The following is a 23,405-nucleotide window of genomic DNA, read 5'->3' on the forward strand; positions in this document are numbered from 1 at the left end:
GTTTCTGGGTTGGGGGGGACCGGGCGGGGCGCGGTGGGGGGGGGGGGCCGGGACCCGGGACTCTGCTGCCGTACCGCTACTGCTGCGGGTGGTGGGCCGGGATCTCGGGGAGGTCGCCGGTGGCCTCGTAGGCGGTGAGCATGTCGATCCGGCGGACGTGGCGCTCGTCACCGGAGAACGGGGTGGCGAGGAAGGTCTCGACGAACTTCACCGCGTCCTCGGTGCTGTGCATCCGGCCGCCGACGGCGATCACGTTGGCGTTGTTGTGCTCCCGGCCGAGGGCCGCGGTCTGCTCGCTCCAGGCGAGGACGGCCCGGACGCCCTTGACCTTGTTCGCGGCGATCTGCTCGCCGTTGCCGGAGCCGCCGATGACGACACCGAGGGCGTCCGGGTCGGCGGCGGTCCGCTCGGCGGCGCGCAGGCAGAACGGCGGGTAGTCGTCCTGGGCGTCGTAGAGGTGCGGCCCGCAGTCGACGGGCTCGTGGCCGTGGGCGGTGAGCCATTCGACCAGGTGGTTCTTGAGTTCGTAGCCGGCATGATCGGAGCCGAGGTACACGCGCATGGGACGAGTGTGGCACGGCCGCCGCCGCGGCTCGGCCGCAGGGCCCGGCCCCCGCGCCCGGACTCGCGCGCCCTTATGGCGGGATCTCCCCGTGGTGGGTGGGAAACGCGCTGTGACCGCTCTCTCAAGAGAAGCTCAATGATCGGGAGTTGGGCTTACGCGGGGCTTCCCCCGCGGGTTTCAATGCCCGGGCTCGAATCCCGATGACCCCGAGGATCACGTATGACATCGCACCCATCCCTTGCGAAGGCCGAGCAGGACCCGGGGGAACCCGGCGCTCCGCAGCCGGGCGGCCCACGGCCGGAGGGCGGGGGAGACGAGCTGAGAGCGGGGCTGAAGAACCGCCATCTGTCGATGATCGCCATCGGCGGCGTCATCGGCGCCGGCCTCTTCGTCGGCTCCGGCGCCGGTATCGCCGCCGCCGGCCCCGCCATCCTCCTCTCGTACGCCATGGTCGGCGTACTGGTGGTGCTGGTGATGCGGATGCTCGGCGAGATGGCCGCGGCGCGGCCGTCCTCCGGTTCCTTCTCCGAGTACGCGGACCAGGCGCTGGGCCGCTGGGCCGGTTTCTCCATCGGCTGGCTGTACTGGTTCTTCTGGGTCGTGGTGCTGGCCGTGGAGGCCACCGCGGGTGCGGTGATCCTCAACGGCTGGGTGCCCGCGATACCGCAGTGGGGCTGGGCGCTGATCGTGATGCTGGTGCTCACCGCCACCAACCTCGCCTCGGTCGGCTCCTACGGCGAGTTCGAGTTCTGGTTCGCCGGGATCAAGGTGGTGGCGATCTCCGCGTTCCTGGTGATCGGGCTGCTGGCGGTCTTCGGAGTGCTGCCCGGTTCGGACAATCCGGGTGCCGGTCTCGGCCATCTCACCGACACCGGCGGCTTCCTGCCCAAGGGGCCCGGCTCCATCCTCACCGGTGTGCTGATGGTCGTCTTCTCGTTCATGGGCAGCGAGATCGTCACCCTGGCGGCGGGCGAGTCGGCCGACCCGCAGCGCGCCGTGCGCAAGGCCACCAACAGCGTGATCTGGCGGATCGCCGTCTTCTACCTGGGCTCGGTCTTCGTGGTGCTGACGCTGCTGCCGTGGAACTCCAAGTCCATCACCACGGACGGCAGTTATGTCGCGGCGCTGAACTCCATCGGCATCCCGCACGCCGGTGAGGTGATGAACGTGATCGTGCTGACGGCGGTGCTGTCCTGCCTCAACTCCGGTCTCTACACGGCCTCCCGGATGGCGTTCTCGCTCGGCAGGCGGGGCGACGCGCCCGCCGCCTTCGCCCGGACCAGCGAGCGGGGTGTGCCGCGGGCGGCGATCCTGTCCTCGGTGGTCTTCGGCTTCGTCGCGGTGTTCTTCAACTACCAGTGGCCGGACACCGTTTTCGCCTTCCTGCTCAACTCCTCCGGTGCGGTGGCCCTGTTCGTGTGGCTGGTCATCTGCTTCTCGCAGTTGCGGATGCGCGGCATGATCATGCGCGAGTCGCCGGAGAAGCTGGTGGTGCGGATGTGGCTCTTCCCGTATCTGACCTGGGCCACCATCGCCATGATCTCGTTCGTACTGGTCTATATGCTCACCGACGACGACGGCCGTGAGCAGGTCCTGCTCTCCCTGCTGGTCGCGGCGGCCGTGGTGGGCGTCGCCCTGGTACGGGAGAAGCAGCGGCGGGGCGCCACGGCGAGCGCCGGCCCCGAGGCCTGACGGTCCCCCGTACGCACACGGCCCTCCCCGGTGAGACCACCGGGGAGGGCCGTGCGGTGTTACGGGCCGGGTGTGGTCAGTGGCGGCCGGCGAGCTTCCAGGCGGTGGGCAGCGCGCCCATCGCCAGCAGCGCCTTCAGCGCGTCGCCGAGGAGGAACGGGACGAGCCCGGCGGCCGCCGCGTGCCCGAGCGACCAGCCGGTGGCGAACGCCAGATACGGCACGCCCACCGCGTAGATCACCGCGGAGCCGACCGCCATGGTGCCCGCGGTCCGCAGCACCGAGCGGTCGCCGCCGCGACGGGCCAGAGCGCCGACCACACCGGCCGCGAGCAACATGCCCAGCACATAGCCGAAGGTCGGGGCGGCCGTGCCGGAGACGCCCTCCGCGAACCACGGCACCCCCGCCATACCGACCACCGCGTACAGGGCGAGCGAGAGCAGGCCGCGGCGGGCGCCGAGCGCGGTGCCCACCAGGAGCGCGGCGAAGGTCTGGCCGGTCACCGGGACCGGGGAGCCCGGCACCGGCACCGTGATCTGGGCGGCGATCCCGGTGAGCAGCGCACCGCCGGCCACCAGGGCGGCGTCCTGGACTCGGGCGCGGGCGGCGGAGGACGCGGCCGGCAGCAGATCGGCGAGGACCGCGCCGGGGCGGGCGGTGGCGGCAGAGAGAGTCATCGGTGCTCCGCTCGGGGTGGGGACGGGACGGCCCGCGGGCACCGGCGGAGGCATCCGCGCGGTCCGCGGCGCTGCGCTGGGACACCGCGACGCTATCCCAGCGCGGCCGCCCGGCTCATCAGGGGCCGTGGACAAGGCGCCACCGGCACCTTGGTCGGCTTCACACAAAGACCACGCCATCACCCGCCCTCCTCCCCCAACTGCCGTGATCCTCCTCACTGCTGCCGACCGGGAGCCATCGCATATTGCGACCGGCGGCGGCGCGCGGTGACACTGTCGACACCCACCAAAACCGTTCCGGTCGCCCCGGATCCCCCCATACCGCCCCGTGCCCTCCAGAGGTACGGCGGGATGTCCCGGGCGGCACCTCCCCCACCCGAAAGCGCGCCACCACCATGCAGCAGCCGCCCGCCGCCGAAGCCGGTACGCCGCCGACGTCCACCGGGTCCGTTCCACTCACCGCGTCCGAACCGCTCGCCGGCGGTCTCAAGCAGCGGCATCTGACCATGCTGGGCCTCGGCGGGGTGATCGGTGCCGGGCTGTTCGTCGGCTCGGGCGCCGGGATCGCCGTCGCGGGGCCCGGCATCGTCGTCTCGTATCTGATCGCGGGTGTGCTGGCGATGCTGGTGATGCGGATGCTGGGCGAGATGTCCGCGGCGATGCCCGCCCCCGGTTCCTTCTCGGTGCACGCGGAGCGGGCGCTGGGCCGCTGGGCCGGGTTCACCGCGGGCTGGCTCTACTGGTTCCTGCTGGTGGTGGTCCTCGCGGTGGAGGCGACGGGCGCCGCGCAGATCGCCAACGGCTGGGTGCCGGGCATCCCGCAGTGGGGCTGGGTACTGCTGTTCATGCTGCTGTTCACCGGGGCGAATCTGGCCGCGGTGCGGAACTTCGGCGAGTTCGAGTTCTGGTTCGCGGCGCTCAAGGTCACCGCGATCGTGGTCTTCCTGCTGCTGGGCGTGCTGGCGGTGCTCGGTGTGCTGCCGGACACCGACCCGGTCGGCCTGGCCAACCTCACCGGCAAGGGCGGCTTCCTGCCCAACGGCTGGGACGGGGTGGTCTCCGGAGTGCTCGCCGTGGTCTTCGCCTTCGGCGGCCTGGAGGTGGTGACGATCGCCGCGGCCGAGTCCGACGACCCGGCCCGCTCCGTCTCCCGCGCGGTCCGCAGCGCCGTCTTCCGCATCGTCTTCTTCTACGTGGGCTCGATGCTGGTCATCGTGACCGTGCTGCCGTGGACCGCGCAGCAGGCGGGCCTCAGCCCGTACGTCACGGTGCTGGACTCGATCGGGGTGCCCTCCGCGGGGACCCTGATGAACATCGTGGTCTTCGTGGCGCTGCTCTCCGCGCTCAACGCCAACCTCTACGGCTCCTCCCGGATGGTGTTCTCGCTCGCCGAGCGCGGCGAGGCGCCCCGGGGCCTGCTGAAGGTGTCCGGCGGCGGGGTGCCGCGGCGCGCGGTGCTCGCCTCGGTGGCGTTCGGCTTCGTCTCCGTCGTACTGAACCTGGAGTGGCCCGACTCGGTCTTCCTCTACATGCTCAACGCGGTCGGCGCGGTGCTGCTCTTCGTGTGGGCGCTGATCGCCGTCGCCCAACTGCGGTTGCGGCGCCGCCTCGAACAGGAGGCGCCGGAGCGGCTGTTGCTGAAGATGTGGCTCTTCCCCTGGCTGACCTGGGCGGCGCTGGCCGCGATGGCCGCGGTCTTCTGCCTGATGCTGACCGACGACGATGCCCGCCCGCAGTTGCTGTGGTCGGCCGGTGCGGCCCTGCTGGTCCTGGCCGTGGCGGGCCTCCGCGAACTGCGCCCGCGACGGGGCGCGTCCACGGATGTCTGAGGTCCGGCCGCGACCCGCCTCGTTCTGCTGCTAGCGTGTAGTTGCAAGTAAGTTGCAATAAGAGAAGCAGCGCAAGAGGCCGCAAGAGGAGACCCACAGGCATGGCCGTCTACACCCTTCCGGAACTGCCCTACGACTACTCGGCGCTCGCCCCCGTCATCAGCCCCGAGATCATCGAGCTGCACCACGACAAGCACCACGCGGCCTATGTGAAGGGCGCCAACGACACCCTGGAGCAGCTCGCCGAGGCGCGGGACAAGGAGCAGTGGGGGAACCTCAACGGCCTGGAGAAGAACCTGGCCTTCCACCTCTCCGGCCACATCCTCCACTCCATCTACTGGCACAACATGACCGGTGACGGCGGCGGCGAGCCGCTGGAGAAGGACGGCGTGGGCTCGCTGGCGGACGCGATCGCCGAGTCCTTCGGCTCCTTCGCCGGCTTCAAGGCGCAGCTCACCAAGGCCGCCGCCACCACCCAGGGCTCCGGCTGGGGCGTGCTCGCCTTCGAGCCGGTCAGCGGCCGGCTGGTGGTCGAGCAGATCTACGACCACCAGGGCAACGTGGGCCAGGGCTCGGTCCCGATCCTGGTCTTCGACGCCTGGGAGCACGCCTTCTACCTCCAGTACAAGAACCAGAAGGTCGACTTCATCGAGGCCATGTGGGCCGTCGTCAACTGGCAGGACGTGGCCCGCCGTTACGAGGCCGCCAAGGCCCGGCAGAACACCCTGCTGCTGGCCCCCTGACACCCGCGCCGGGCCGGCACCCCCCACGTCCTGCTCGTGATCGTCTTCTCACCTTTCACGCGGCAGGCGGCACAGAGAAGGACCCCCGCGAGGATCTGACTCGCGGGGGTCCTTCGGTCTCTGGTGACAGGGTCAGTCGAAGATCGGGCCGACCGTGCGGGTGCGCTTGATCTCGTAGAAGCCGGGGGTGGCGGCGACCAGCAGGGTGCCGTCCCAGAGCTTGGCCGCGGCCTCGCCCCTCGGGGTGGGGGTGACCACGGGGCCGAAGAAGGCGACCCGCTCCCCGTCGGGCCCGGGCACCGCGATGACCGGGGTGCCCACGTCCTGCCCGACCAGCTCGATGCCCTCCCGGTGGGAGGCGCGCAGTTCGGCGTCGTAGGTGTCGGAGTCGGCGTAGTCGGCGAGCGAGGCGGGCAGGTCCGCGTCGGCCAGGGCGCCGAGCAGGGCCTCGCGGGTGAGGCCCTCGCCGCGGTTGTGGAAGCGGGTGCCGAGCGCGGTGTAGAGGCGGCCCAGCACCTCCTCGCCGTGCAACTCGCGGGCGGCGATGGCCACCCGAACCGGGCCCCAGCCCTTGGACATCAGCTCGCGGTACTCCTCGGGCAACTCGTCCAGGCGGTCCTCGTTCAGCACCGCGAGGCTCATCACATGCCAGCGCACCTCGATGTCGCGGACCTGCTCCACCTCCAGGACCCAGCGGGAGGTCATCCAGGCCCACGGGCAGAGCGGATCGAACCAGAAGTCGACGGGTGTACGGGCACCCTTCGCGGACTTGTCGGACATCTCTCTCCTCCGTGCTGGAACCACTGCGCTGGAACGGGGGCGGCCCGCGCAGCGTACGCCGCGCCCCTGCTCCGTCAACGCGGTGGCTCGCCCCGCCCATTCCCCCCGGGGGCGGTGTCAGCAGCGCATGACAGGATCGGACCTGACCACCAGCGTCCAGCAACGCCAGCGACTTACAAGGGAGTGCCGCAGTGCCCGGTGAGAACCTGTCCCGTGACGAAGCCCGCGAACGCGCCGCACTGCTGTCGGTCGACGGGTACGAGATCGCCCTCGATCTGCGGTCCGCCGTCGAGCAGGAGCAGCCGGAGCCGCGCACCTTCCGGTCGGTGACCACGATCCGGTTCCGCTGCGCCGAGCCCGGTGCCGCCAGCTTCGCCGACCTGATCGCGCCGAGCGTCACCGCCGTCTCCCTCAACGGCCGCGACCTGGACCCGGCGGCCGTCTTCGACGGCACCCGGATCGCCCTGGAGGACCTGGCCGCGGAGAACGAGCTGGTGGTGGACGCCCAGTGCGCCTACAGCCGCACCGGCGAGGGCCTGCACCGCTTCGTCGACCCGGAGGACGGCGAGGTCTACCTCTACACCCAGTACGAACCGGCCGACTCCCGCCGGGTCTTCGCCAACTTCGAGCAGCCCGACCTGAAGGCGCCTTTCCGCTTCGAGGTACAGGCGCCGGAGGGGTGGACGGTGTGGTCGAACGGCGGAGAGGAGCGCGAAGCGCATCCGCAGAAGGGTGGTGGCGGGCGACGGGAGGGCCAACTCACCGACGGGGCTTGGCGGTTCGCGGAGACGAAGCCGATCTCGACCTACATCACCTGTGTCGTGGCCGGGCCCTACCACCATGTCACCGACCACTACACCCGCACCCTGGCCGACGGCTCCACCCTGGAGATCCCGCTCGGCGCGCTCTGCCGCAAGGGACTGGCCCGGCACTTCGACGCGGAGGACGTCTTCACCGTCACCAAGCAGGGCCTGGACTTCTTCCACGACAACTTCGACTACCCGTACCCCTTCGGCAAGTACGACCAGGCCTTCGTGCCGGAGTACAACCTCGGCGCGATGGAGAATCCCGGACTGGTCACCTTCCAGGAGGAGTTCATCTTCCGCGGGCGGGTCACCCAGGCCGCCTACGAGCGGCGGGCCAACGTCATCCTGCACGAGATGGCGCATATGTGGTTCGGCGACCTGGTCACCATGGAGTGGTGGGACGACCTGTGGCTGAAGGAGTCCTTCGCGGACTTCATGGGCACCTTCTCGCTGGTGGAGGCCACCCGCTTCACCGAGGCCTGGATCACCTTCGCCAACAGCCGCAAGTCCTGGGCGTACCGCGCCGACCAACTGCCCTCCACCCACCCCGTCACCGCGGACATCCGCGACCTGGAGGACGCCAAGCTCAACTTCGACGGCATCACCTACGCCAAGGGCGCCGCGGTGCTCAAGCAACTGGTGGCGTACGTCGGGCGGGACGCCTTCCTGGAGGGCGCCCGGCGCTACTTCAAGCGGCACGCCTACGGCAACACCCGCCTCGGCGACCTGCTGGCGGTGCTGGAGGAGACCTCCGGGCGGGGCATGGCGGCCTGGTCGCAGGCGTGGCTCCAGACGGCGGGCGTCAACGCCCTCACCCCGCAGGTCCTGCTGGACGCCGAGGGGCACATCACCGAGCTGGCCGTCCTCCAGGAGGCCGCCGAGTCCCACCCCGAACTGCGCCCGCACCGGGTCGCCGTCGGCCTCTACCGCCGGGACGACTCGGGCGCCCTGGTGCGCTACGCCCGCACCGAGACCGACGTGGCCGGACCGCGTACCGTGATCGGGGCGCTGGCCGGTGCGGACGCCCCCGAGCTGGTGCTGGTCAACGACGACGACCTCACCTACTGCAAGATCAGGTTCGACGAGGAGTCGCTGGCCACCCTGCGGGAGCGGCTCGGCGAGCTGACCGACCCGATGGCCCGCGCGCTGTGCTGGGCGGCGCTGTGGAACCTCACCCGGGACGCCCTGATGCCGGCGAGGGACTTCATCGCGCTGGTACTGCGCTTCGCCGGGCGGGAGACCGATATCGGGGTGCTCCAGATGCTGCAGACCTGGGCCCGTTCCGCCCTGGTCCACTACGCGGCGCCGGACTGGCGGGAGGAGGGCGCCGGTCAACTCGCCGAGGGCGCGCTGCGGGAGCTGCGGCAGGCCGAGCCGGGCAGCCAGCACCAGCTCACCTGGGCCCGCTTCCTCGCCTCCGTGGCCGGCCGGGAGTCCGAACTGCGGCTGCTCCAGGGCCTGTTGGACGGCACCGCCGAGATCGACGGCCTGCAGGTGGACCAGGAGCTGCGGTGGACGCTGCTGGAACCGCTCACCGTGCACGGCGCCGCCGACGAGGCCGCGCTCGCCGCGGAGCTGCTGCGCGACGACACCGCCTCCGGCAAGCGCCACCAGGTGCGCTGCCTGGCCGCCCGTCCCTCGGCCGCGGTCAAGGCGCAGGCCTGGGCGACGGCGGTGGAGTCCGAGACCCTGTCCAACGCGCTGGTGGAGGCCACCATCGCGGGCTTCGCGCAGCCCTCCCAGCGCGAGCTGCTGGCGCCGTACACCGAGCGGTACTTCGCGGCGATCGAGCGGGTGTGGCGGGAGCGGTCGATCCAGATCGGGATGGATGTCGTACGCGGCCTCTTCCCGGCGCTGGTGGCGGAGCCGGAGACGCTGGCGGCGGCCGACGCCTGGCTCGCGGAGCACGCGGACGCGCCCCCGGCACTGCGCCGGCTGGTGGCCGAGGCCCGCGACGACCTGGCCCGTTCGCTGCGCGGCCAGCAGTGCGACCTCAAGGCGGCCGGCTGACCCGACCCAAGCCGGACGGGTCCGTTCCCCCGGGCTCGTCCGGCTGTCGAACGTTTGCCCTTTAGGGCGGACTTGTCCTTGTTCCGCGACGGGTCTGTAACAGCGGTTCGCACGCCGCCGGGGTACGGGACATTGCCCAGCATGACGCACAACTCCCCGCTCTTCCCAAGCCAGTTGACCCACCCCGGCGAGGTACGGACCCGGGTGGTCGGCACCGCCCAGTTGCGTGCGCACGGGGTGTCCGCCGCCGAGACCGACGAGCGGTGCCGCGCCGGAGGCCCCTGGCAGCAGATCCTGCCCGGGGTCTTCCTGCTGCGGCCCGGCCCGCCCACCGGAGAGGAGCGGCTGCACGCCGCCCTGCGCTACGCGGTCCGCCCCGCCACCCGCCGACCGCGGCCCCCGGCCGCCGCCGTCCCCCAGCAGCACGACACGGTCGGCTGCCCCGCACCGCCCGCCGTCCCGCCCTCGGCCGACGGCTACCCGGACGCCATGGTCACCGGCCTGGCCGCGCTCGCCCTGCACGGCTTCCCGTCCGCGCCGCCGCTGCCCGTGCTGGACCGCGTGGACATCCTGGTGCCGCGCAGCCGCCGGCTGCGCTCGGCCGGCTTCGCCCGCCTGGTGCGCTCCTCCCGGCTGCCCGCCCCGCAGCAGCGCCAGGGCGTACCGGTGGCGCCGGTGCCGAGGGCCCTGGCCGACGCGGTGGCCGGGCTGGACACCGCACCCCCGATCCGCCGCCTGCTGACCGAGGCGGTACGCGGCGGGCACTGCGAAGCGCCGTCCGTGGTACGGGAGTTGAACCGGGCGCGGCTGCTGGGCCGGCCCCAGGTGGCGGACGCGGTGGAGTCGCTGCTCGCCGAGGGCCGGGCCCTGGACGAGGACGCGCTGTACCGGCTGGTGCGCGAGCACGGGCTGAGCGAACCGCTGTGGAACGTCGAACTACGGCTGCCCGGCGGCCCCTGCCTCGGCGCCGTGGACGCCTACTGGCCGGGCGCGGCGGTCGCCGTGGAGCTGGACACCCGGGCCCCGCGCCCCGGTGAGGAGTTGCGCGAGGACGATCTGCTCTGGTCCGAGCACGCCCGGCGGCGGGAGCACCTGGAGGGGCTGGGTATCGCGCTGGTCCGGATTCCGCCGCACCGGCTGCGGGAGAGCGCCGCCCAGCAGGCGGCGGTGGTGCGGACGGCCCTGATGGCGGCCGACGACCGGGAGCCCGCCGCCTATGTGGTGGTCCTGCCGCGCTGAGCGGAGGGCGCCCGGGTCAGCTCGTGGCCGGCGGGCGCTCGGCGCGGCCGTCCGCGGGGCGGCGGCGCCACAGGTCGAGGCCCACGTCGACCAGCTCCACCCGGTCCAGGCCGGGCACCGCGTCCAGCCGGTGCCAGGCCGCCAGGTCGGTGGAGCCGTCCGCCTCGGGGCGCAGGGTGCCACCCGTGATGCGGCCCTCGTAGACCACGCGGACCCCGTGGAAGTCGACGGTACGGCCGCCCTCGCGCGAGGAGCGCAGCATCGAGTCCAGGCCGAGCAGCCGCACCGGTTCCACGGTGTGCCCGGTCTCCTCCTCCACCTCGCGGATCACCGTGTCGTACGGGTCCTCGCCGTGGTCCATGCCGCCGCCCGGGAGGGTCCAGCGGCGGGTGCCGTCCCGGGACACCCAGCGGGCCAGCAGCACCTCGTCCCCGCGTACACACACGGCGTAGGCCGCCACTCTGAGTTCCCTGAGTTCTTTGAGTTCTTTCCCCATGGGGAGACGGTAGGCGGCCCGCGGGGGGTGCGGCGGCGGGCCGGGGGCGGCGTGCGGAAGGTCACTGTCCCAGCGCGCGGACAATGGATTGGACAAGACGGGCAAGGACATACGCATCATGGAACGCGCCCGCAGGTCAGGAGCGACCGCAGGGACGCCGGAAGCTAAGGAGACGCCGTGAGGGTCGGAATCGTCGGAGCCACCGGTCAGGTGGGCACAGTCATGCGCGGGATCCTCGCGGAGCGCGGGTTTCCGGTGGCGGAGCTGAGGCTGTTCGCCTCGGCGCGCTCGGCGGGTTCCACCCTCGACTGGCAGGGCACCCCCGTGACCGTGGAGGACGCCGCCACCGCGGACTACTCCGGTCTGGACATCGTGCTGTTCTCGGCGGGCGGCGCCACCTCCAGGGCGCTGGCCGAGAAGGTCGCCGCCCAGGGCCCCGTGGTGATCGACAACTCCTCCGCCTGGCGCCGCGACCCCCACGTACCGCTGGTGGTCTCCGAGGTCAACCCGCACGCGGTGGCCGACCGCCCCAAGGGCATCATCGCCAACCCGAACTGCACCACCATGGCCGCGATGCCGGTCCTGCGTCCGCTGCACGCGGAGGCCGGACTCGAAGCGCTGGTCGTCGCCACCTACCAGGCGGTCTCCGGCTCCGGTCTCGCCGGTGTCGCCGAGTTGCACGGCCAGGCGCAGAAGGTCGTCGCCGAGGCCGACAAGCTCACCCACGACGGCTCCGCGGTCCCCTTCCCCGAGCCTGACGTGTACGCGCGGCCCATCGCGTTCAATGTGCTGCCGATGGCCGGCTCCCTCGTCGACGACGGGCTGAACGAGACCGACGAGGAGCAGAAGCTCCGCCACGAGTCCCGCAAGATCCTGGAGATCCCCGAGCTGAAGGTCTCCGGCACCTGCGTCCGCGTCCCCGTCTTCTCCGGGCACTCCCTCCAGATCAACGCCCGCTTCGCCCGCCCGCTGAGCGTCGAGCGCGCCCGCGAACTCCTGGGCTCCGCCCCCGGCGTGGAACTGTCCGACATCCCCACCCCCCTCCAGGCCGCCGGCCGCGACCCGTCCTATGTGGGCCGCATCCGCCCCGACGAGACCGTCGACCACGGCCTCGCCCTCTTCGTCTCCAACGACAACCTCCGCAAGGGCGCCGCCCTCAACGCGGTCCAGGTCGCCGAACTGGTCGCGGCGGAGCTGTCGGCGAGCTGACCCACTCCCGACCGACGGCCCGACTCACCGCTTCCGGCGAGCCGGGCCGTCGTCGGTCCCGGCCCCTAGGGCCTGTCGTCAAACTCCCGGCGGCCCCGCGACGCCATGCACGCACTCTCGCCGCACCGGGCAAACGCCCGAGTACGCCCAGTACAAGGGCGTCTGCCCGGCACGCCGAGAGCACGCACCTGACGCCGCGGAGCCGCCCTCCGGGCGACGCCGGGAGTTTGACGACAGGCCCTAGTGACCGTCAACCGCCACACCTGTGGATATCGGGCGTCATGGTGTGGAGGTGGCGTGGAAGGATGGGTGACGCCGCCGCACACTCCGAGGTGGCTGACGACCGAAGACCGAGGAGATGACCGGGTGCCTGGCACGAATCTGACCCGCGAAGAGGCCCGGCAGCGGGCCGAGCTGCTGAGCGTGGACTCGTACGAGATCGACCTCGATCTGAGCGGCGCCCAAGGCGGGGGGACCTACCGGTCCGTCACCACGGTGCGGTTCGACTCCGCCGAAGCGGGTGCGCGGACCTTCATCGACCTGGTGGCGCCCACCGTCCACGAGGCGGTGCTCAACGGCGAACCGCTGGATGTGGCCACCGCGTTCGCCGACTCCCGGATCACCCTGACCGGACTGCTCGCCGGCCGCAACGAACTGCGGGTCGTCGCGGACTGCGCGTACACCAACACCGGTGAGGGGCTGCACCGGTTCGTCGACCCGGTCGACGGACAGGCCTACCTGTACACGCAGTTCGAGGTGCCGGACGCGCGGCGGGTCTTCGCCAGCTTCGAACAGCCCGATCTGAAGGCCACGTTCACCTTCACCGTACGGGCCCCCGAGGGCTGGACCGTCGTCTCCAACTCGCCCACCCCGGAGCCCAAGGACGAGGTGTGGTCCTTCGAGCCGACGCCGCGGATCTCCACGTACATCACCGCGCTGATCGTCGGCCCGTACCACTCGGTGCACAGCATGTACGAGAAGGACGGACAGCGGGTGCCGCTCGGGGTGTACTGCCGTCCGTCGCTCGCCGAGCACCTGGACGCGGACGCCATCTTCGAGGTGACCCGGCAGGGCTTCGCGTGGTTCCAGGAGAAGTTCGACTACCCGTACCCCTTCGCCAAGTACGACCAGCTCTTCGTACCCGAGTTCAACGCGGGCGCGATGGAGAACGCGGGTGCCGTCACCATCCGCGACCAGTACGTCTTCCGCTCCAAGGTGACCGACGCCGCCTACGAGGGGCGCGCCACCACGATCCTGCACGAGCTGGCCCATATGTGGTTCGGCGACCTGGTCACCATGGAGTGGTGGAACGACCTCTGGCTGAACGAGTCGTTCGCCACCTACGCCGAGGCCGCCTGCATGGCGCACGCCCCCGGCTCCCGCTGGCCCCACTCGTGGACCACCTTCGCCAACCAGATGAAGACCTGGGCCTACCGGCAGGACCAACTGCCGTCCACCCACCCGATCATGGCCGAGATCGACGACCTGGACGACGTCCTCGTCAACTTCGACGGCATCACCTACGCCAAGGGCGCCTCGGTGCTCAAGCAGTTGGTGGCGTACGTCGGGATGGACGAGTTCTTCAGCGGTGTGCAGGCCTACTTCAAGCGGCACGCGTACGGCAACACCCGCCTCGCCGATCTGCTGGGCGCGCTGGAGGAGACCAGCGGGCGGGATCTGAAGACCTGGTCGAAGAAGTGGCTGGAGACCGCCGGGATCAATGTGCTGCGGCCCGAGATCGGCACCGCCGACGACGGCACGATCACCTTCTTCGCGGTCCGCCAGGAAGCCCCCGCCCTCCCCCCGGGCGCCAAGGGGGAGCCCGTGCTGCGGCCGCACCGCATCGCCATCGGCCTCTACGACCTGGACGAGCGGAGCGGCAAGCTGGTCCGCACCGAGCGCGTCGAACTCGACGTGGACGGCGAGTCGACCGAGGTGCCGCAGCTCGTCGGCCGCCCGCGCCCCGCGGTCTTCCTGCTCAACGACGACGACCTGTCGTACGCCAAGGTCCGCCTGGACGAGGAGTCCCTCGCCGTCGTCACCGAGCACCTCGGGGACTTCCAGTCCTCCCTGCCGCGCGCCCTGTGCTGGGCCTCCGCCTGGGACATGACCCGCGACGCCGAACTCCCCACCAGCTCCTACCTGGAGCTGGTGCTGTCCGGCATCGGCAAGGAGTCCGACATCGGCGTGGTGCAGTCCCTGCACCGGCAGGTCAAGCTGGCCCTCGACCTCTACGCCGACCCCTCCTGGCGGGAGGCCGGGCTGACCCGCTGGACCGAGGCCACCCTCGCCCATCTGCGGGCCGCCGAGGCCGGCGGCGACCACCAACTGGCCTGGGCCCGCGCCTTCGCGGCCACCGCCCGCACCCCCGAGCAGCTCGACCTGCTGGAGGCGCTGCTCGAAGGCACCCAGACCATCGAGGGCCTCACCGTCGACACCGAGCTGCGCTGGGCGTTCGTCGGACGCCTCGCCGCCGTCGGGCGCTACGACGAGCCGGAGATCGCCGCCGAGTACGAGCGGGACCGGACCGCGGCCGGGGAACGGCACGCGGCGAGCGCGCGGGCCGCGCGGCCCACCGAGGAGGCCAAGGCGGAGGCCTGGGCCTCCGTCGTCGACTCGGACAAGCTGCCCAACGCGGTGCAGGAGGCCGTCATCGCCGGCTTCGTCCAGACCGACCAGCGGGAACTGCTCGCGCCGTACACCGAGCGGTACTTCGCGGTGGTGAAGGACGTGTGGGAGTCGCGTTCGCACGAGATGGCGCAGCAGATCGCCATCGGGCTCTACCCGGCGTTGCAGGTGGAGCACGAGACGCTGGAGGTGACGGACGCGTGGCTCGCCACGTCGTCGCCCTCGGCCGCGTTGCGGCGGCTGGTGTCGGAGGCCCGGGCGGGGGTGGAGCGGGCGCTGCGTGCGCGGGCGGCTTAGGCGCCGGGCGGGCGGGTCCGGGGGCTTGGTCTCCCGGGGTCCCTTTGTGCAGGCCGGGGGTGGGCACCGTGCGTTGTGCCCACCCTCCCCCACGCTCGGCTTCGCTCGCGGGCGCCCCCAACGCCCTGCGGAACGCCTGCCCACAACGGGGGGACTCCCCTACTGACCGTTGGGGTTGAGGAGCGCCTCCAGGGGCCGGAGTGGCCGAAGATCCATGGTTCGGCGGCGAGTTGGCCGAGCCGGAGTCCGGGGCGCCGGCCTGCGGATGGTCCGCGAGGAGGGCGACGTCGAGGGGATCGACGGCCACCGGCACCTGATGGAGCCGGCTGTCCCCCGGCTGGGGCGCCCGCGGCGAGAGGGACAGCGCCAGATCCGCCTCCCCGTCCAGCAGCAACTCGTACGCCTCGCCGGCCCGGCCCCGCGTGTATCCGTCCAACTCGGCTTCGGCGCACTCCAGTTGGGCGAAGACGTCCTCGGCGGGAGAAGACGTGAGCTGCTGGGAGACGGCGGAGGGCGTCATCCGCGGGCGGCAAGCGGCCTCGGTGACGGTGCCGTGGTCCCGCAGTGCGGCGAGCACCCGCAGCTTTCTGATCTCCCAGTCGGTCATACGGTCCTCTCCCGGTCGGTCATGCGGTCCACGATGACCGGCGGGCCGATCGGCAAGTGATTGCAGCAGCATTCTGAAAACTCTTGCAGGACTGTTGACGTGTCCACCGCCAACCGGGCAGGCTCCCGGAACAGACCGATCCCCCCACCGCGGCCCGGCGCGCTCGTGGCTGCTGGTCGTCGGGCGCCCCCGGGTGCCCGTATCCCGAGGAGCCGCCATGAGTCACCGTGCCGCCCGCGCCGCCCTGGCCGCCGTGCTCGCCGCCGGGGCGCTGTACACGCTCAACTCCGGTACGGCACAAGCCGGTCCGCCCGGTGAACGCACCGTCACCGCGACCCTCTTCGAGTGGAAGTTCAGCTCGGTCGCCCAGGCCTGCACGGACTCGCTGGGCCCGGCCGGCTACGGCTATGTGGAGGTCTCCCCGGCCTCCGAGCACATCGCGGGCGACCAGTGGTGGACCTCGTACCAGCCGGTGAGCTACCGGATCGCCGGGCGTCTGGGGAGCGAGGACGACTTCCGGGCCATGGCCGACACCTGCCACGCGGCGGGGGTGAAGGTCATCGCGGACGCCGTCGTCAACCACATGTCGGCCGGCTCCGGCACGGGGACCGGCGGCACCCAGTACAGCAAGTACGACTACCCGGGCACCTATCAGGACCACGACTTCCACGGCTGCCGCAGGGACATCGACGACTACGGCAACCGCGACAACGTGCAGAGCTGCGAACTGGTGGGCCTGGCCGATCTGGACACCGGGAGCGAGGCGGTGCGCTCCACCGTCGCCGGGTATCTGTCGCATCTGCGCGAGCTGGGCGCGGACGGCCTCCGGATCGACGCGGCCAAGCACATGGCGGCAGACGACCTCGCCGCGATCAAGGGCAGGATGTCCGACCCGGGTTACTGGGTCTCCGAGGTCATCTCCGGCGGCGGGGAGGCGGTGTCGCCCGAGGAGTACACGGGGCTGGGGGACGTGGACGAGTTCCGCTTCGGCACCCATCTCAAGAGCGCCTTCCAGGGCGGCGGCCTGGCCGGGCTGCGGTCGGTCGCGGACGGCAAGCTGGCGAGCGGCAACGCCCGTACCTTCGTGGACAACTGGGACACCGAGCGCAACGGCTCCACCCTCACCCACCGGGACGGCGCCGACTACACCCTCGCCAATGTCTTCATGCTGGCCACGGACTACGGCTCGCCGAACGTCTTCTCCGGCTACACCTGGGACGACAAGGACGCGGGCCCGCCCCAGGGCGGTGCGGCCTCCTGCGGTGACCAGGGGTGGACCTGCTTCCACGCCGACACCGCGATCACCGGCATGGTCGGCTTCCACAACGCGACCGCCGGTACCGGGGTCGGCGACTGGTGGGACAACGGCTCGGACGCCATCGCCTTCGGCCGCGGCGACAAGGGCTTCGTGGCCCTGAACGGCGGGGGCGGCGAGCTGAGCCGGACCTTCGCCACCTCACTGCCCGCGGGCACCTACTGCAATGTGGCCGAGGCCGCGCCCCACGCCTGCGAGGGCCACACCGTGCAGGTCGCCGACGACGGCAGTGTGACGGCCACGGTGCCGTCGAAGGGCGCGCTGGCGCTGTACCCGGGCGCCGGCGGCTGACCGTACGGGTGCGTCCAACTGCCGTGCGCCGCCGGGGAGTTCAGCGGGTGCGGGCCGCGCCGAGGGCGACGCCGCCGAGGATCAGGGCCATACAGAGCCACTGGAGCGGCCCCGCGGACTCGCCGAGGAGCACGGCGGAGAGCAGCGCCACACAGACCGGCTGGAGGTAGTACACGATGCCGGCGCGGGTGGCGCCGATCAGGGCGACGGCCCGGTTCCAGGAGAAGAAGGCCAGCGCGGAGGAGCACACCCCGACATAGAGCAGCGGCAGTACGGTGCCCGTGGTGGGGCGGAAGCCGCCCTGGGTGGCGAGGCTGACCGCGAAGACCGGCGCCAGCAGCAGCGCACCGAGGACGAAGGTGCTCAACAGGAAGACGGGGCCCGCGAGTTCGGCGGGGCGGCGGCGCAGCAGCGCGCTGTAGGTACCGAAGCTGACGGCGGCGCCCGCCATCCACAGGGCGCCCGCCCCCAGGGAGGTGCCGGAGCCGCCGCCGACGGTGAGCAGCAGGACCCCGGCGCAGGCAATCAGCAGCCCGGTGACGCGGCGGGCGCCGAGCCGGGTGCCGCCGAGGCGGTCGATGACGGCCATCAGCACCGGGGAGGCCGCCATGATCATGCCCATGGTGCCGGCGGGGGTGGTCATCCCGGCCTGGTTGACCAGGGTGTTGTAGACGGTGACACCGAGCAGCGCGGCCAGGGTGAGGAAACCGAGGTGGCGGCGGACCAGTTGCCGCTGCCGCCAGGTGGCGCGGGACGCGAACGGGGCGACCGCGGCGAGGGCGATGATCCAGCGCCAGAAGGCGTGCTGCACCGGCGGCACCGCATCGTGCAGTCCGCGCGCGGTGACGAAGCTGCCGGACCAGACGACGGTGGCGGTCGCGGCGAGCGCCAGCCCCACCAGCGCGGGCCTGCGGGGAGCGGCGGCGGGGCGGATGTCCTCACCGGCACCTCGTTCGGTGTCTCGACCGGCGTCCTGGTGGGCGTCCTTGCGGGCGTCAACTGCCATGGAATCCTCGGGAGTCGGGCCGCCGTGGCGGCGGAGGTTACGACGCCGCTCTTCAGCAGAAGTGAACGGTCAGCCCGGCCGCAGGGCTTCCGGGTCCGGACACACAGAGGCGCCGGGGCGGCGGATCCACACCACTTCGGGATGCGGAACCGGCGCCCCGGCGCCTCTGTCTCAAGCCGTGCCGGTCAGCTCTGGTTCTGCTGCCTGCCGGACTTGCCGCCGACCATCACCAGCCCCGCGATGACCAGGAAGATCAGGACGGGGATGCCGATGTAGAGGCCCAGCGTCTCGGCGATGGAGATACCGGGGCCCGGATCGTCGCCGTCGTCGCGGTAGAGCGCGAGCGCGGGGGACGACATCAGCAGCATCATCAGCGTTGTGCCGGAAGCCAGGGCGCCGGCGCGCAGGGCGTTCTTCTTGTCCACGGTGCCAACGTAGCGAACGCGGTCCGGCGCCGCGCGTCCGGGGTGCCGTAACGGAGGCCCCGCGGCCGGTCACACGGTGTGCAGGAGCTCCGCCAGGGCGTGCAGCCGGGGTGCCCGTACGAGTTGCTCCAGCGGCACCGGGCGGCCCTGTGAATCGGCCATCGGCAGGCGCCAGTTGGGGTATTCGGCGCAGGTGCCGGGCAGGTTCTGCGGGCGCCGGTCGCCCACCGCGTCCGGCAGCCACACCCCGATGAGCCGCGCCGGGGTGCGGGCCAGGAAACGGTGCAGGGCGAGCACCGCCGCCTCCTCGCCCCGTTCCCCGCCGGGCTCCGCGGTGAGCAGGCCGAGCCGGTCCAGCAGCGCCAGCCACTCGGTGCGCTCCGCCTCGGCCTCGGCACGCTCCTCGGCGAGCGGCCGGGCACCGAGGCCCAGCCTGTGCCGCAGCTCCACATACTCGCCGGTCAGCCGGGACGCGGTGGGCGGCAGATCGTGGGTGGTGACGGTGGCCAGGCAGTCGCCGCGCCACCGCTCGGGCCCCAGCGGCGCCCCGCCGCCCTCGGCACCGTCCCAGTCCCGCTCGAACCAGAGCACCGAAGTCCCCAGCACCCCGTGCTCCCGCAGGGTCTCCCGGACGCCGGGGGCGACGGTGCCTAGGTCCTCACCGACGACGACGGCGCCCGCCCGGTGCGCCTCCAGGCTGAGTACGGCGAGCATGGCCTCCGCGTCGTAGTGGACGTACGCGCCCTCGGTGGGCGGGCGGCCCTCGGGGACCCACCAGAGGCGGAACAGGCCCATCACATGGTCGACGCGGAGCGCGCCGGCCCGCCGCAGCAGGCCCCGCAGCAGCTCCCGGTAGGGCGCGTAGCCGCTCTCCGCGAGGCGGTCGGGGCGCCACGGCGGCAGGCCCCAGTCCTGGCCGCGGGCGTTGAACGCGTCGGGCGGCGCCCCGATGGACATCCCGGCGGCGAAGTGGTCCTGCTGCGCCCAGGTGTCCGCGCCGCCCGGGTGCACCCCGACGGCCAGATCGTGCACCAGGCCGACGGCCATCCCTGCGTCCTCGGCGGCCCGCTGCGCGGCGGCGAGCTGGGCGTCGGTGAGCCAGGCGAGACGGCGGTGGAAGTCGACCCGGTCCAGCAGGGCGCGGCGGGCCTCGGCGGTCTGCGGGGAGCGGGGGTCGCGCAGCGGCTCGGGCCAGCGGTGCCAGTCCGGCCCGTGCACTTCGGCCAGCGCACACCAGGTGGCGTGGTCCACCAGGCCCTGCCCGGCCTCGGTGACGAAGGCGCGGAACTCGGCGTGCCGGCCGGGCCCGAGCGGCACCCGGTGCACCAGTTGCAGGGCACGCCGCTTCAGCTCCCAGACGGCGTCCCGGTCGATCAGCGCGCCCTCCTCCAGGACGGCGCCGCGGAGCCGGGCCGCACGCTCCAGCAGCCGCCCGGCCTCCTCCCGGTCGGCACCCGCCAGCAGCGCGTACTCCGGTACCGCCTCGATCCGCAGATGCACCGGATCGGGAAAGCGCCGCGAGGACGGCCGGTACGGCGATGGGTCGGTGGACTGCCCGGGGGCGCCGGGTACGGCCGCGTGCAGTGGGTTGACCTGGAGGAACCCGGTGCCGAGTGCGCGTCCCGCGTAGGCGGCCAGCTCAGTGAGGTCGCCGAGGTCGCCCATGCCCCATGAGCGTTCCGAGAGCAGCGAGTAGAGCTGGACGAGCAGACCGTGGCTGCGGCCCTCGGGGGCGGGCAGCCGGACCGGGGCGACGATCAGATGGCAGTCGGCGCGGCGCCCGTCGGGCAGTGCGGCGGACAGCCGGTGCACCCCGGGCGGCGGCTCGGGCGGTGTGGTGCCGTCGCCGCCGGTCCAGGTGAGTGCGGTGCCCTGCTCGGTGGTGACGGAGAGGCGGGTCCCGGCGGGCAGGGTGTCGACGGGGGCGCAGCGGCCGCCCTGCCACCAGACCGCGGTGGGCGGCAGGAGGCGCCGCGCCAGTTCGATCTCACGGGCGGCCAGTGCCGCGTCGACCGCCTCCGGGCTGTCGGCCCGCACACCGAGGGCGGCGAGTACCGCGACCAGTGCGGTGGGCGGGGCGGGGTGCGGGGCGACGCCGTGCAGCTCGGCGAGCCGGGACAGGGCCAACAGAGCCAACGGGGGGCTCCTTTCGGATCACTCCGGGGCCGGCCCCTCGGCTCGCGGTCGCCCGCACCGGCCCGGGTGCCGTCAGGCCACCGAGGGGTCGGCGTCGGCGACCAGGCCGATGGCGGCCGGTTCGCTGGTGAGGGGGATGCCGGCGAGGGAGGGCTCGCTGGTGAGCGGGACGGCGTCGGCGAGCGGCGGCTCACTGGTGAGCGGCGGTTCGATGCCGTTGGCCTCGGTGCTGAAGCAGGCGCACTCGGCGAGGTCCTCGTGGGGGATCTGTTCGGGCACGACGACGAGCGCCGGTACCGGGCGAGGGACGGACTCCAGGCTTCCGTTCTCCGGAAGGCCGGAGTCCGGGCGTTTGGAATGGGCGGGGAGCAGCAGGTGCGCCGAAGCGGCCACGGTGGACTCCTTGTCGGGGGGTGGCAGAAGCCGGTCGAACCAGCCCCTACCCCGTGGTCGCGGACACAGACCTGCCCACTCCCAGAACGTGTTCCGCGTCACATTCTGACCCACAACCCCCACCCAATCCAGCAACCCCACCCCCCGGCTCACCCCACTCATCAGGGGCGCGGGGAACTGCGCGAAAAGGCCGCAGCCAGAACGACCCGCACAGGCACAAGCACCCGCACAGGAAACCGCCCGCCGGCCCGGCCCCAGGGCTACGCCGACAACCCGTCCACCATCTCCCCCGCCGCCCCCGGCGGCCCCGGCGGCCCCGGCCTCCGCACCCCGTCGATCCGCGCCATCGCGTCGTCCGCCCCGTACGGCTGGAGGTAGGGCAGCCAGCGCGGGTCCCGGTGGCCGGTGCCGATGATGCGCCAGGCCAGGCCGGTGGGCGGGGCCGGTTTGTGCCGCAGGCGCCAGCCCAACTCCCGGAGGTGCCGGTCCGCCTTGACGTGGTTGCAGCGGCGGCAGGACGCCACCACGTTGTCCCAGACGTGCCGGCCGCCCCGGCTGCGCGGGATGACGTGGTCGACGCTGGTGGCGACGCCGCCGCAGTACATGCAGCGGCCGCCGTCGCGGGCGAAGAGGGCTCGGCGGGTGAGCGGTACGGGCCCCCGGTACGGGACCCGTACGAACCGCTTCAGCCGCACCACGCTGGGGGCGGGCACGGTGACGGTCGCGCTGTGCAGGAAGGCGCCGGACTCCTCCAGGGAGACTGCCTTGTTCTCCAGGACGAGGACGAGTGCGCGGCGGAGCGGTACGACGCCGAGTGGCTCGTACGACGCGTTGAGGACCAGGACATGCGGCACGGACGGCCTCCTTGTACGCCGGCGGCGCGTGGCTCGCGCCGGGACGATCTGCCTCAGTCTCTCCCCCTGGCTGGTCGGAGCGCCACCATGAACGGGTAACGGGACGAGGGAGTTTTTCGCCACACTGTGCTGTTCACCACACCCTCACCGAGCCCCTGTGTGCTGTTCGACGCTTCCGCAGGTGAGCGCTGGGATGGCGCCTGATGGGACCGGATTTCTCCGCGGAACAGCCGGAAGATCCTTACAAGATGCCCCGATAGTGTGGGCCGCTGCCGCTCTCTTGGAGGTTGAACGCCGTGCTCTTGTCCGTCCTTTCGGCCGCTCCGGGTCCTTCGCCCGAGCCCCGCACACTTGAGGACGCCCACAAGAAGGCGACACTCGCCGCGAGCTGGTTCCAGGAGAACTGGTCGTCGTGGTTGATGACCGGGCTGCGGATCGCGCTGATCGTGGTCGTCGCCACGGTGCTGCGGTCGCTGGTCCGGCGGGCGATCACCCGCACCATCGAGCGGATGAACCGGACCGCGCAGGCGGTGGACGGCACGGCGCTGGGCGGGCTGCTGGTCAACGCGGAGCGGCGGCGGCAGCGTTCGCAGGCCATCGGCTCGGTGCTGCGCTCGGTCGCCTCGTTCATCGTGGTCGGCACCGCGGCGCTGACGATCCTCTCCATCTTCAAGATCGACCTGGCCCCGCTGCTGGCCTCGGCCGGGGTGGCGGGCGTCGCGATCGGTTTCGGCGCCCGCAATCTGGTCACCGACTTCCTCTCCGGCGTGTTCATGATCCTGGAGGACCAGTACGGCGTGGGCGACCAGATCGACGCCGGGGTGGCCTCCGGCGAGGTCATCGAGGTCGGCCTGCGCGTCACCAAGCTCCGCGGCGACGACGGCGCCATCTGGTACGTACGCAACGGCGAGGTGAAGCGCGTCGGGAACCTCAGCCAGGGCTGGGCCACCGCACATGTGGACGTCACGCTGAGCGCGGACGCGGACCTGGAGAAGGCGCAGGCCACGCTGGTCGAGGTGGGCGAGCAGTTCGCCAAGGACGAGCCGTGGAACGAGCGGCTCTGGGGCCCGGTGGAGCTGCTGGGTCTGGACAGTGTGGTGCTGGACTCGATGGTGCTGCATGTCGCGGCGAAGACCATGCCGGGCCAGGCGTCGGGCGTGGAGCGCGAGTTGCGCTGGCGTATCAAGCGGGCCTTCGACGCGGTGGGGATCCGGGTAGTGTCCGGGGCGCCGCAGGAGGAGTCCGAGGCGGCGGCGGACCCGTCGGCGAATGTGTCGGCGCCCTCGGCGTACGCCTCCTCGTCCTCGCCGCAGTCGGAGAAGGCCGCGCCGATACCGCCGCAGAGCCGCGGCGGCAAGTAGCCGGCGGGACGCAGCGGGCAGACCTACACGCGGACGCCCCCGCGGGC

The 23,405-nt window shown here is 72.2% G+C and carries 19 protein-coding genes; 10 read left to right on the forward strand and 9 right to left on the reverse strand.

The annotated features are described in order from the left end of the window. Positions 1-76: 76 nt before the first annotated feature. On the reverse strand, positions 77-562 hold the full coding sequence (locus tag ACFVST_RS27105) for a ribose-5-phosphate isomerase (protein WP_390156220.1): 486 nt from the start codon (positions 560-562) through the stop codon (positions 77-79). A 222-nt stretch (positions 563-784) separates the two neighbouring features. Between ACFVST_RS27105 and ACFVST_RS27110 the strand changes: the two genes are divergently transcribed. Then, positions 785-2,257: an amino acid permease gene (locus ACFVST_RS27110; protein WP_390156221.1), complete on the forward strand. Its 1,473-nt coding sequence runs from the start codon at positions 785-787 to the stop codon at positions 2,255-2,257. A 76-nt stretch (positions 2,258-2,333) separates the two neighbouring features. Here the strand turns inward: ACFVST_RS27110 and ACFVST_RS27115 are convergent, their stop codons facing one another. Beyond that, positions 2,334-2,933, reverse strand: coding sequence for a biotin transporter BioY (locus ACFVST_RS27115; RefSeq protein ID WP_390156222.1), 600 nt, complete (start codon positions 2,931-2,933; stop codon positions 2,334-2,336). Positions 2,934-3,439: 506 nt separating this feature from the next. Here ACFVST_RS27115 and ACFVST_RS27120 point away from each other — a divergent pair. After that, entirely contained in the window at positions 3,440-4,762 is a 1,323-nt protein-coding gene (locus ACFVST_RS27120; RefSeq protein WP_390156238.1) for an amino acid permease, read from the forward strand. A gap of 101 nt (positions 4,763-4,863) precedes the next feature. Beyond that, on the forward strand, positions 4,864-5,505 hold the full coding sequence (locus ACFVST_RS27125) for a superoxide dismutase (protein ID WP_390156223.1): 642 nt from the start codon (positions 4,864-4,866) through the stop codon (positions 5,503-5,505). Positions 5,506-5,637: 132 nt separating this feature from the next. On the opposite strand, the gene ACFVST_RS27130 is transcribed toward ACFVST_RS27125, so the two are convergent. After that, complete coding sequence (locus ACFVST_RS27130) at positions 5,638-6,285, reverse strand: DsbA family protein (protein WP_390156224.1); 648 nt, start codon at positions 6,283-6,285, stop codon at positions 5,638-5,640. A 191-nt stretch (positions 6,286-6,476) separates the two neighbouring features. Between ACFVST_RS27130 and pepN (ACFVST_RS27135) the strand changes: the two genes are divergently transcribed. Both pepN (ACFVST_RS27135) and ACFVST_RS27140 read left to right on the forward strand, forming a co-directional pair. Then, complete coding sequence (gene pepN / locus ACFVST_RS27135; RefSeq protein WP_390156225.1) at positions 6,477-9,101, forward strand: aminopeptidase N; 2,625 nt, start codon at positions 6,477-6,479, stop codon at positions 9,099-9,101. A gap of 141 nt (positions 9,102-9,242) precedes the next feature. After that, positions 9,243-10,340, forward strand: a complete 1,098-nt coding sequence (locus tag ACFVST_RS27140) for a hypothetical protein (protein ID WP_390156226.1) — start codon at positions 9,243-9,245, stop codon at positions 10,338-10,340. 16 nt (positions 10,341-10,356) lie between these two features. Here ACFVST_RS27140 and ACFVST_RS27145 read toward each other — a convergent pair whose 3' ends face one another. Further along, positions 10,357-10,836, reverse strand: a complete 480-nt coding sequence (locus tag ACFVST_RS27145; RefSeq protein WP_390156227.1) for an NUDIX hydrolase — start codon at positions 10,834-10,836, stop codon at positions 10,357-10,359. Between the two features lie 177 nt (positions 10,837-11,013). On the opposite strand from ACFVST_RS27145, the gene ACFVST_RS27150 reads away from it, so the two are divergent. From ACFVST_RS27150 to ACFVST_RS27165, 4 genes are all read left to right on the forward strand, one after another. After that, positions 11,014-12,045, forward strand: coding sequence for an aspartate-semialdehyde dehydrogenase (locus ACFVST_RS27150; RefSeq protein ID WP_390156228.1), 1,032 nt, complete (start codon positions 11,014-11,016; stop codon positions 12,043-12,045). A gap of 366 nt (positions 12,046-12,411) precedes the next feature. Then, positions 12,412-14,970 (forward strand): aminopeptidase N, encoded by a 2,559-nt coding sequence (gene pepN, locus ACFVST_RS27155; RefSeq protein WP_390156229.1) that lies wholly within the window; start codon positions 12,412-12,414, stop codon positions 14,968-14,970. Between the two features lie 265 nt (positions 14,971-15,235). Next, positions 15,236-15,637 (forward strand): hypothetical protein, encoded by a 402-nt coding sequence (locus tag ACFVST_RS27160; RefSeq protein WP_390156230.1) that lies wholly within the window; start codon positions 15,236-15,238, stop codon positions 15,635-15,637. A gap of 157 nt (positions 15,638-15,794) precedes the next feature. Continuing rightward, complete coding sequence (locus ACFVST_RS27165; protein WP_390156231.1) at positions 15,795-17,183, forward strand: alpha-amylase family protein; 1,389 nt, start codon at positions 15,795-15,797, stop codon at positions 17,181-17,183. 40 nt (positions 17,184-17,223) lie between these two features. Here ACFVST_RS27165 and ACFVST_RS27170 read toward each other — a convergent pair whose 3' ends face one another. The 5 genes from ACFVST_RS27170 to ACFVST_RS27190 all read right to left on the reverse strand — a co-directional run bounded on the left by ACFVST_RS27170 (position 17,224) and on the right by ACFVST_RS27190 (position 21,997). Beyond that, on the reverse strand, positions 17,224-18,189 hold the full coding sequence (locus tag ACFVST_RS27170; RefSeq protein ID WP_390156232.1) for a DMT family transporter: 966 nt from the start codon (positions 18,187-18,189) through the stop codon (positions 17,224-17,226). A 185-nt stretch (positions 18,190-18,374) separates the two neighbouring features. Then, the gene (locus ACFVST_RS27175; RefSeq protein ID WP_390156233.1) at positions 18,375-18,614 is read right to left on the reverse strand and encodes a hypothetical protein; all 240 of its coding nucleotides are present in this window, start codon (positions 18,612-18,614) and stop codon (positions 18,375-18,377) included. 69 nt (positions 18,615-18,683) lie between these two features. After that, positions 18,684-20,750 (reverse strand): 4-alpha-glucanotransferase, encoded by a 2,067-nt coding sequence (malQ, locus tag ACFVST_RS27180; protein WP_390156234.1) that lies wholly within the window; start codon positions 20,748-20,750, stop codon positions 18,684-18,686. A 72-nt stretch (positions 20,751-20,822) separates the two neighbouring features. Continuing rightward, positions 20,823-21,143, reverse strand: coding sequence for a hypothetical protein (locus tag ACFVST_RS27185; protein WP_390156235.1), 321 nt, complete (start codon positions 21,141-21,143; stop codon positions 20,823-20,825). Positions 21,144-21,403: 260 nt separating this feature from the next. After that, positions 21,404-21,997 carry an HNH endonuclease gene (locus tag ACFVST_RS27190; protein ID WP_390156236.1) on the reverse strand — a complete coding sequence of 198 codons (594 nt, stop codon included), beginning with the start codon at positions 21,995-21,997 and terminating at the stop codon, positions 21,404-21,406. A 296-nt stretch (positions 21,998-22,293) separates the two neighbouring features. Between ACFVST_RS27190 and ACFVST_RS27195 the strand changes: the two genes are divergently transcribed. After that, positions 22,294-23,358: a mechanosensitive ion channel family protein gene (locus tag ACFVST_RS27195; protein ID WP_390156237.1), complete on the forward strand. Its 1,065-nt coding sequence runs from the start codon at positions 22,294-22,296 to the stop codon at positions 23,356-23,358. The last annotated feature ends 47 nt before the right edge of the window (positions 23,359-23,405 follow it).

Origin of the sequence: Streptomyces sp. NPDC058045, assembly GCF_042885635.1 — a bacterium.
Taxonomy (GTDB): domain Bacteria; phylum Actinomycetota; class Actinomycetes; order Streptomycetales; family Streptomycetaceae; genus Streptomyces.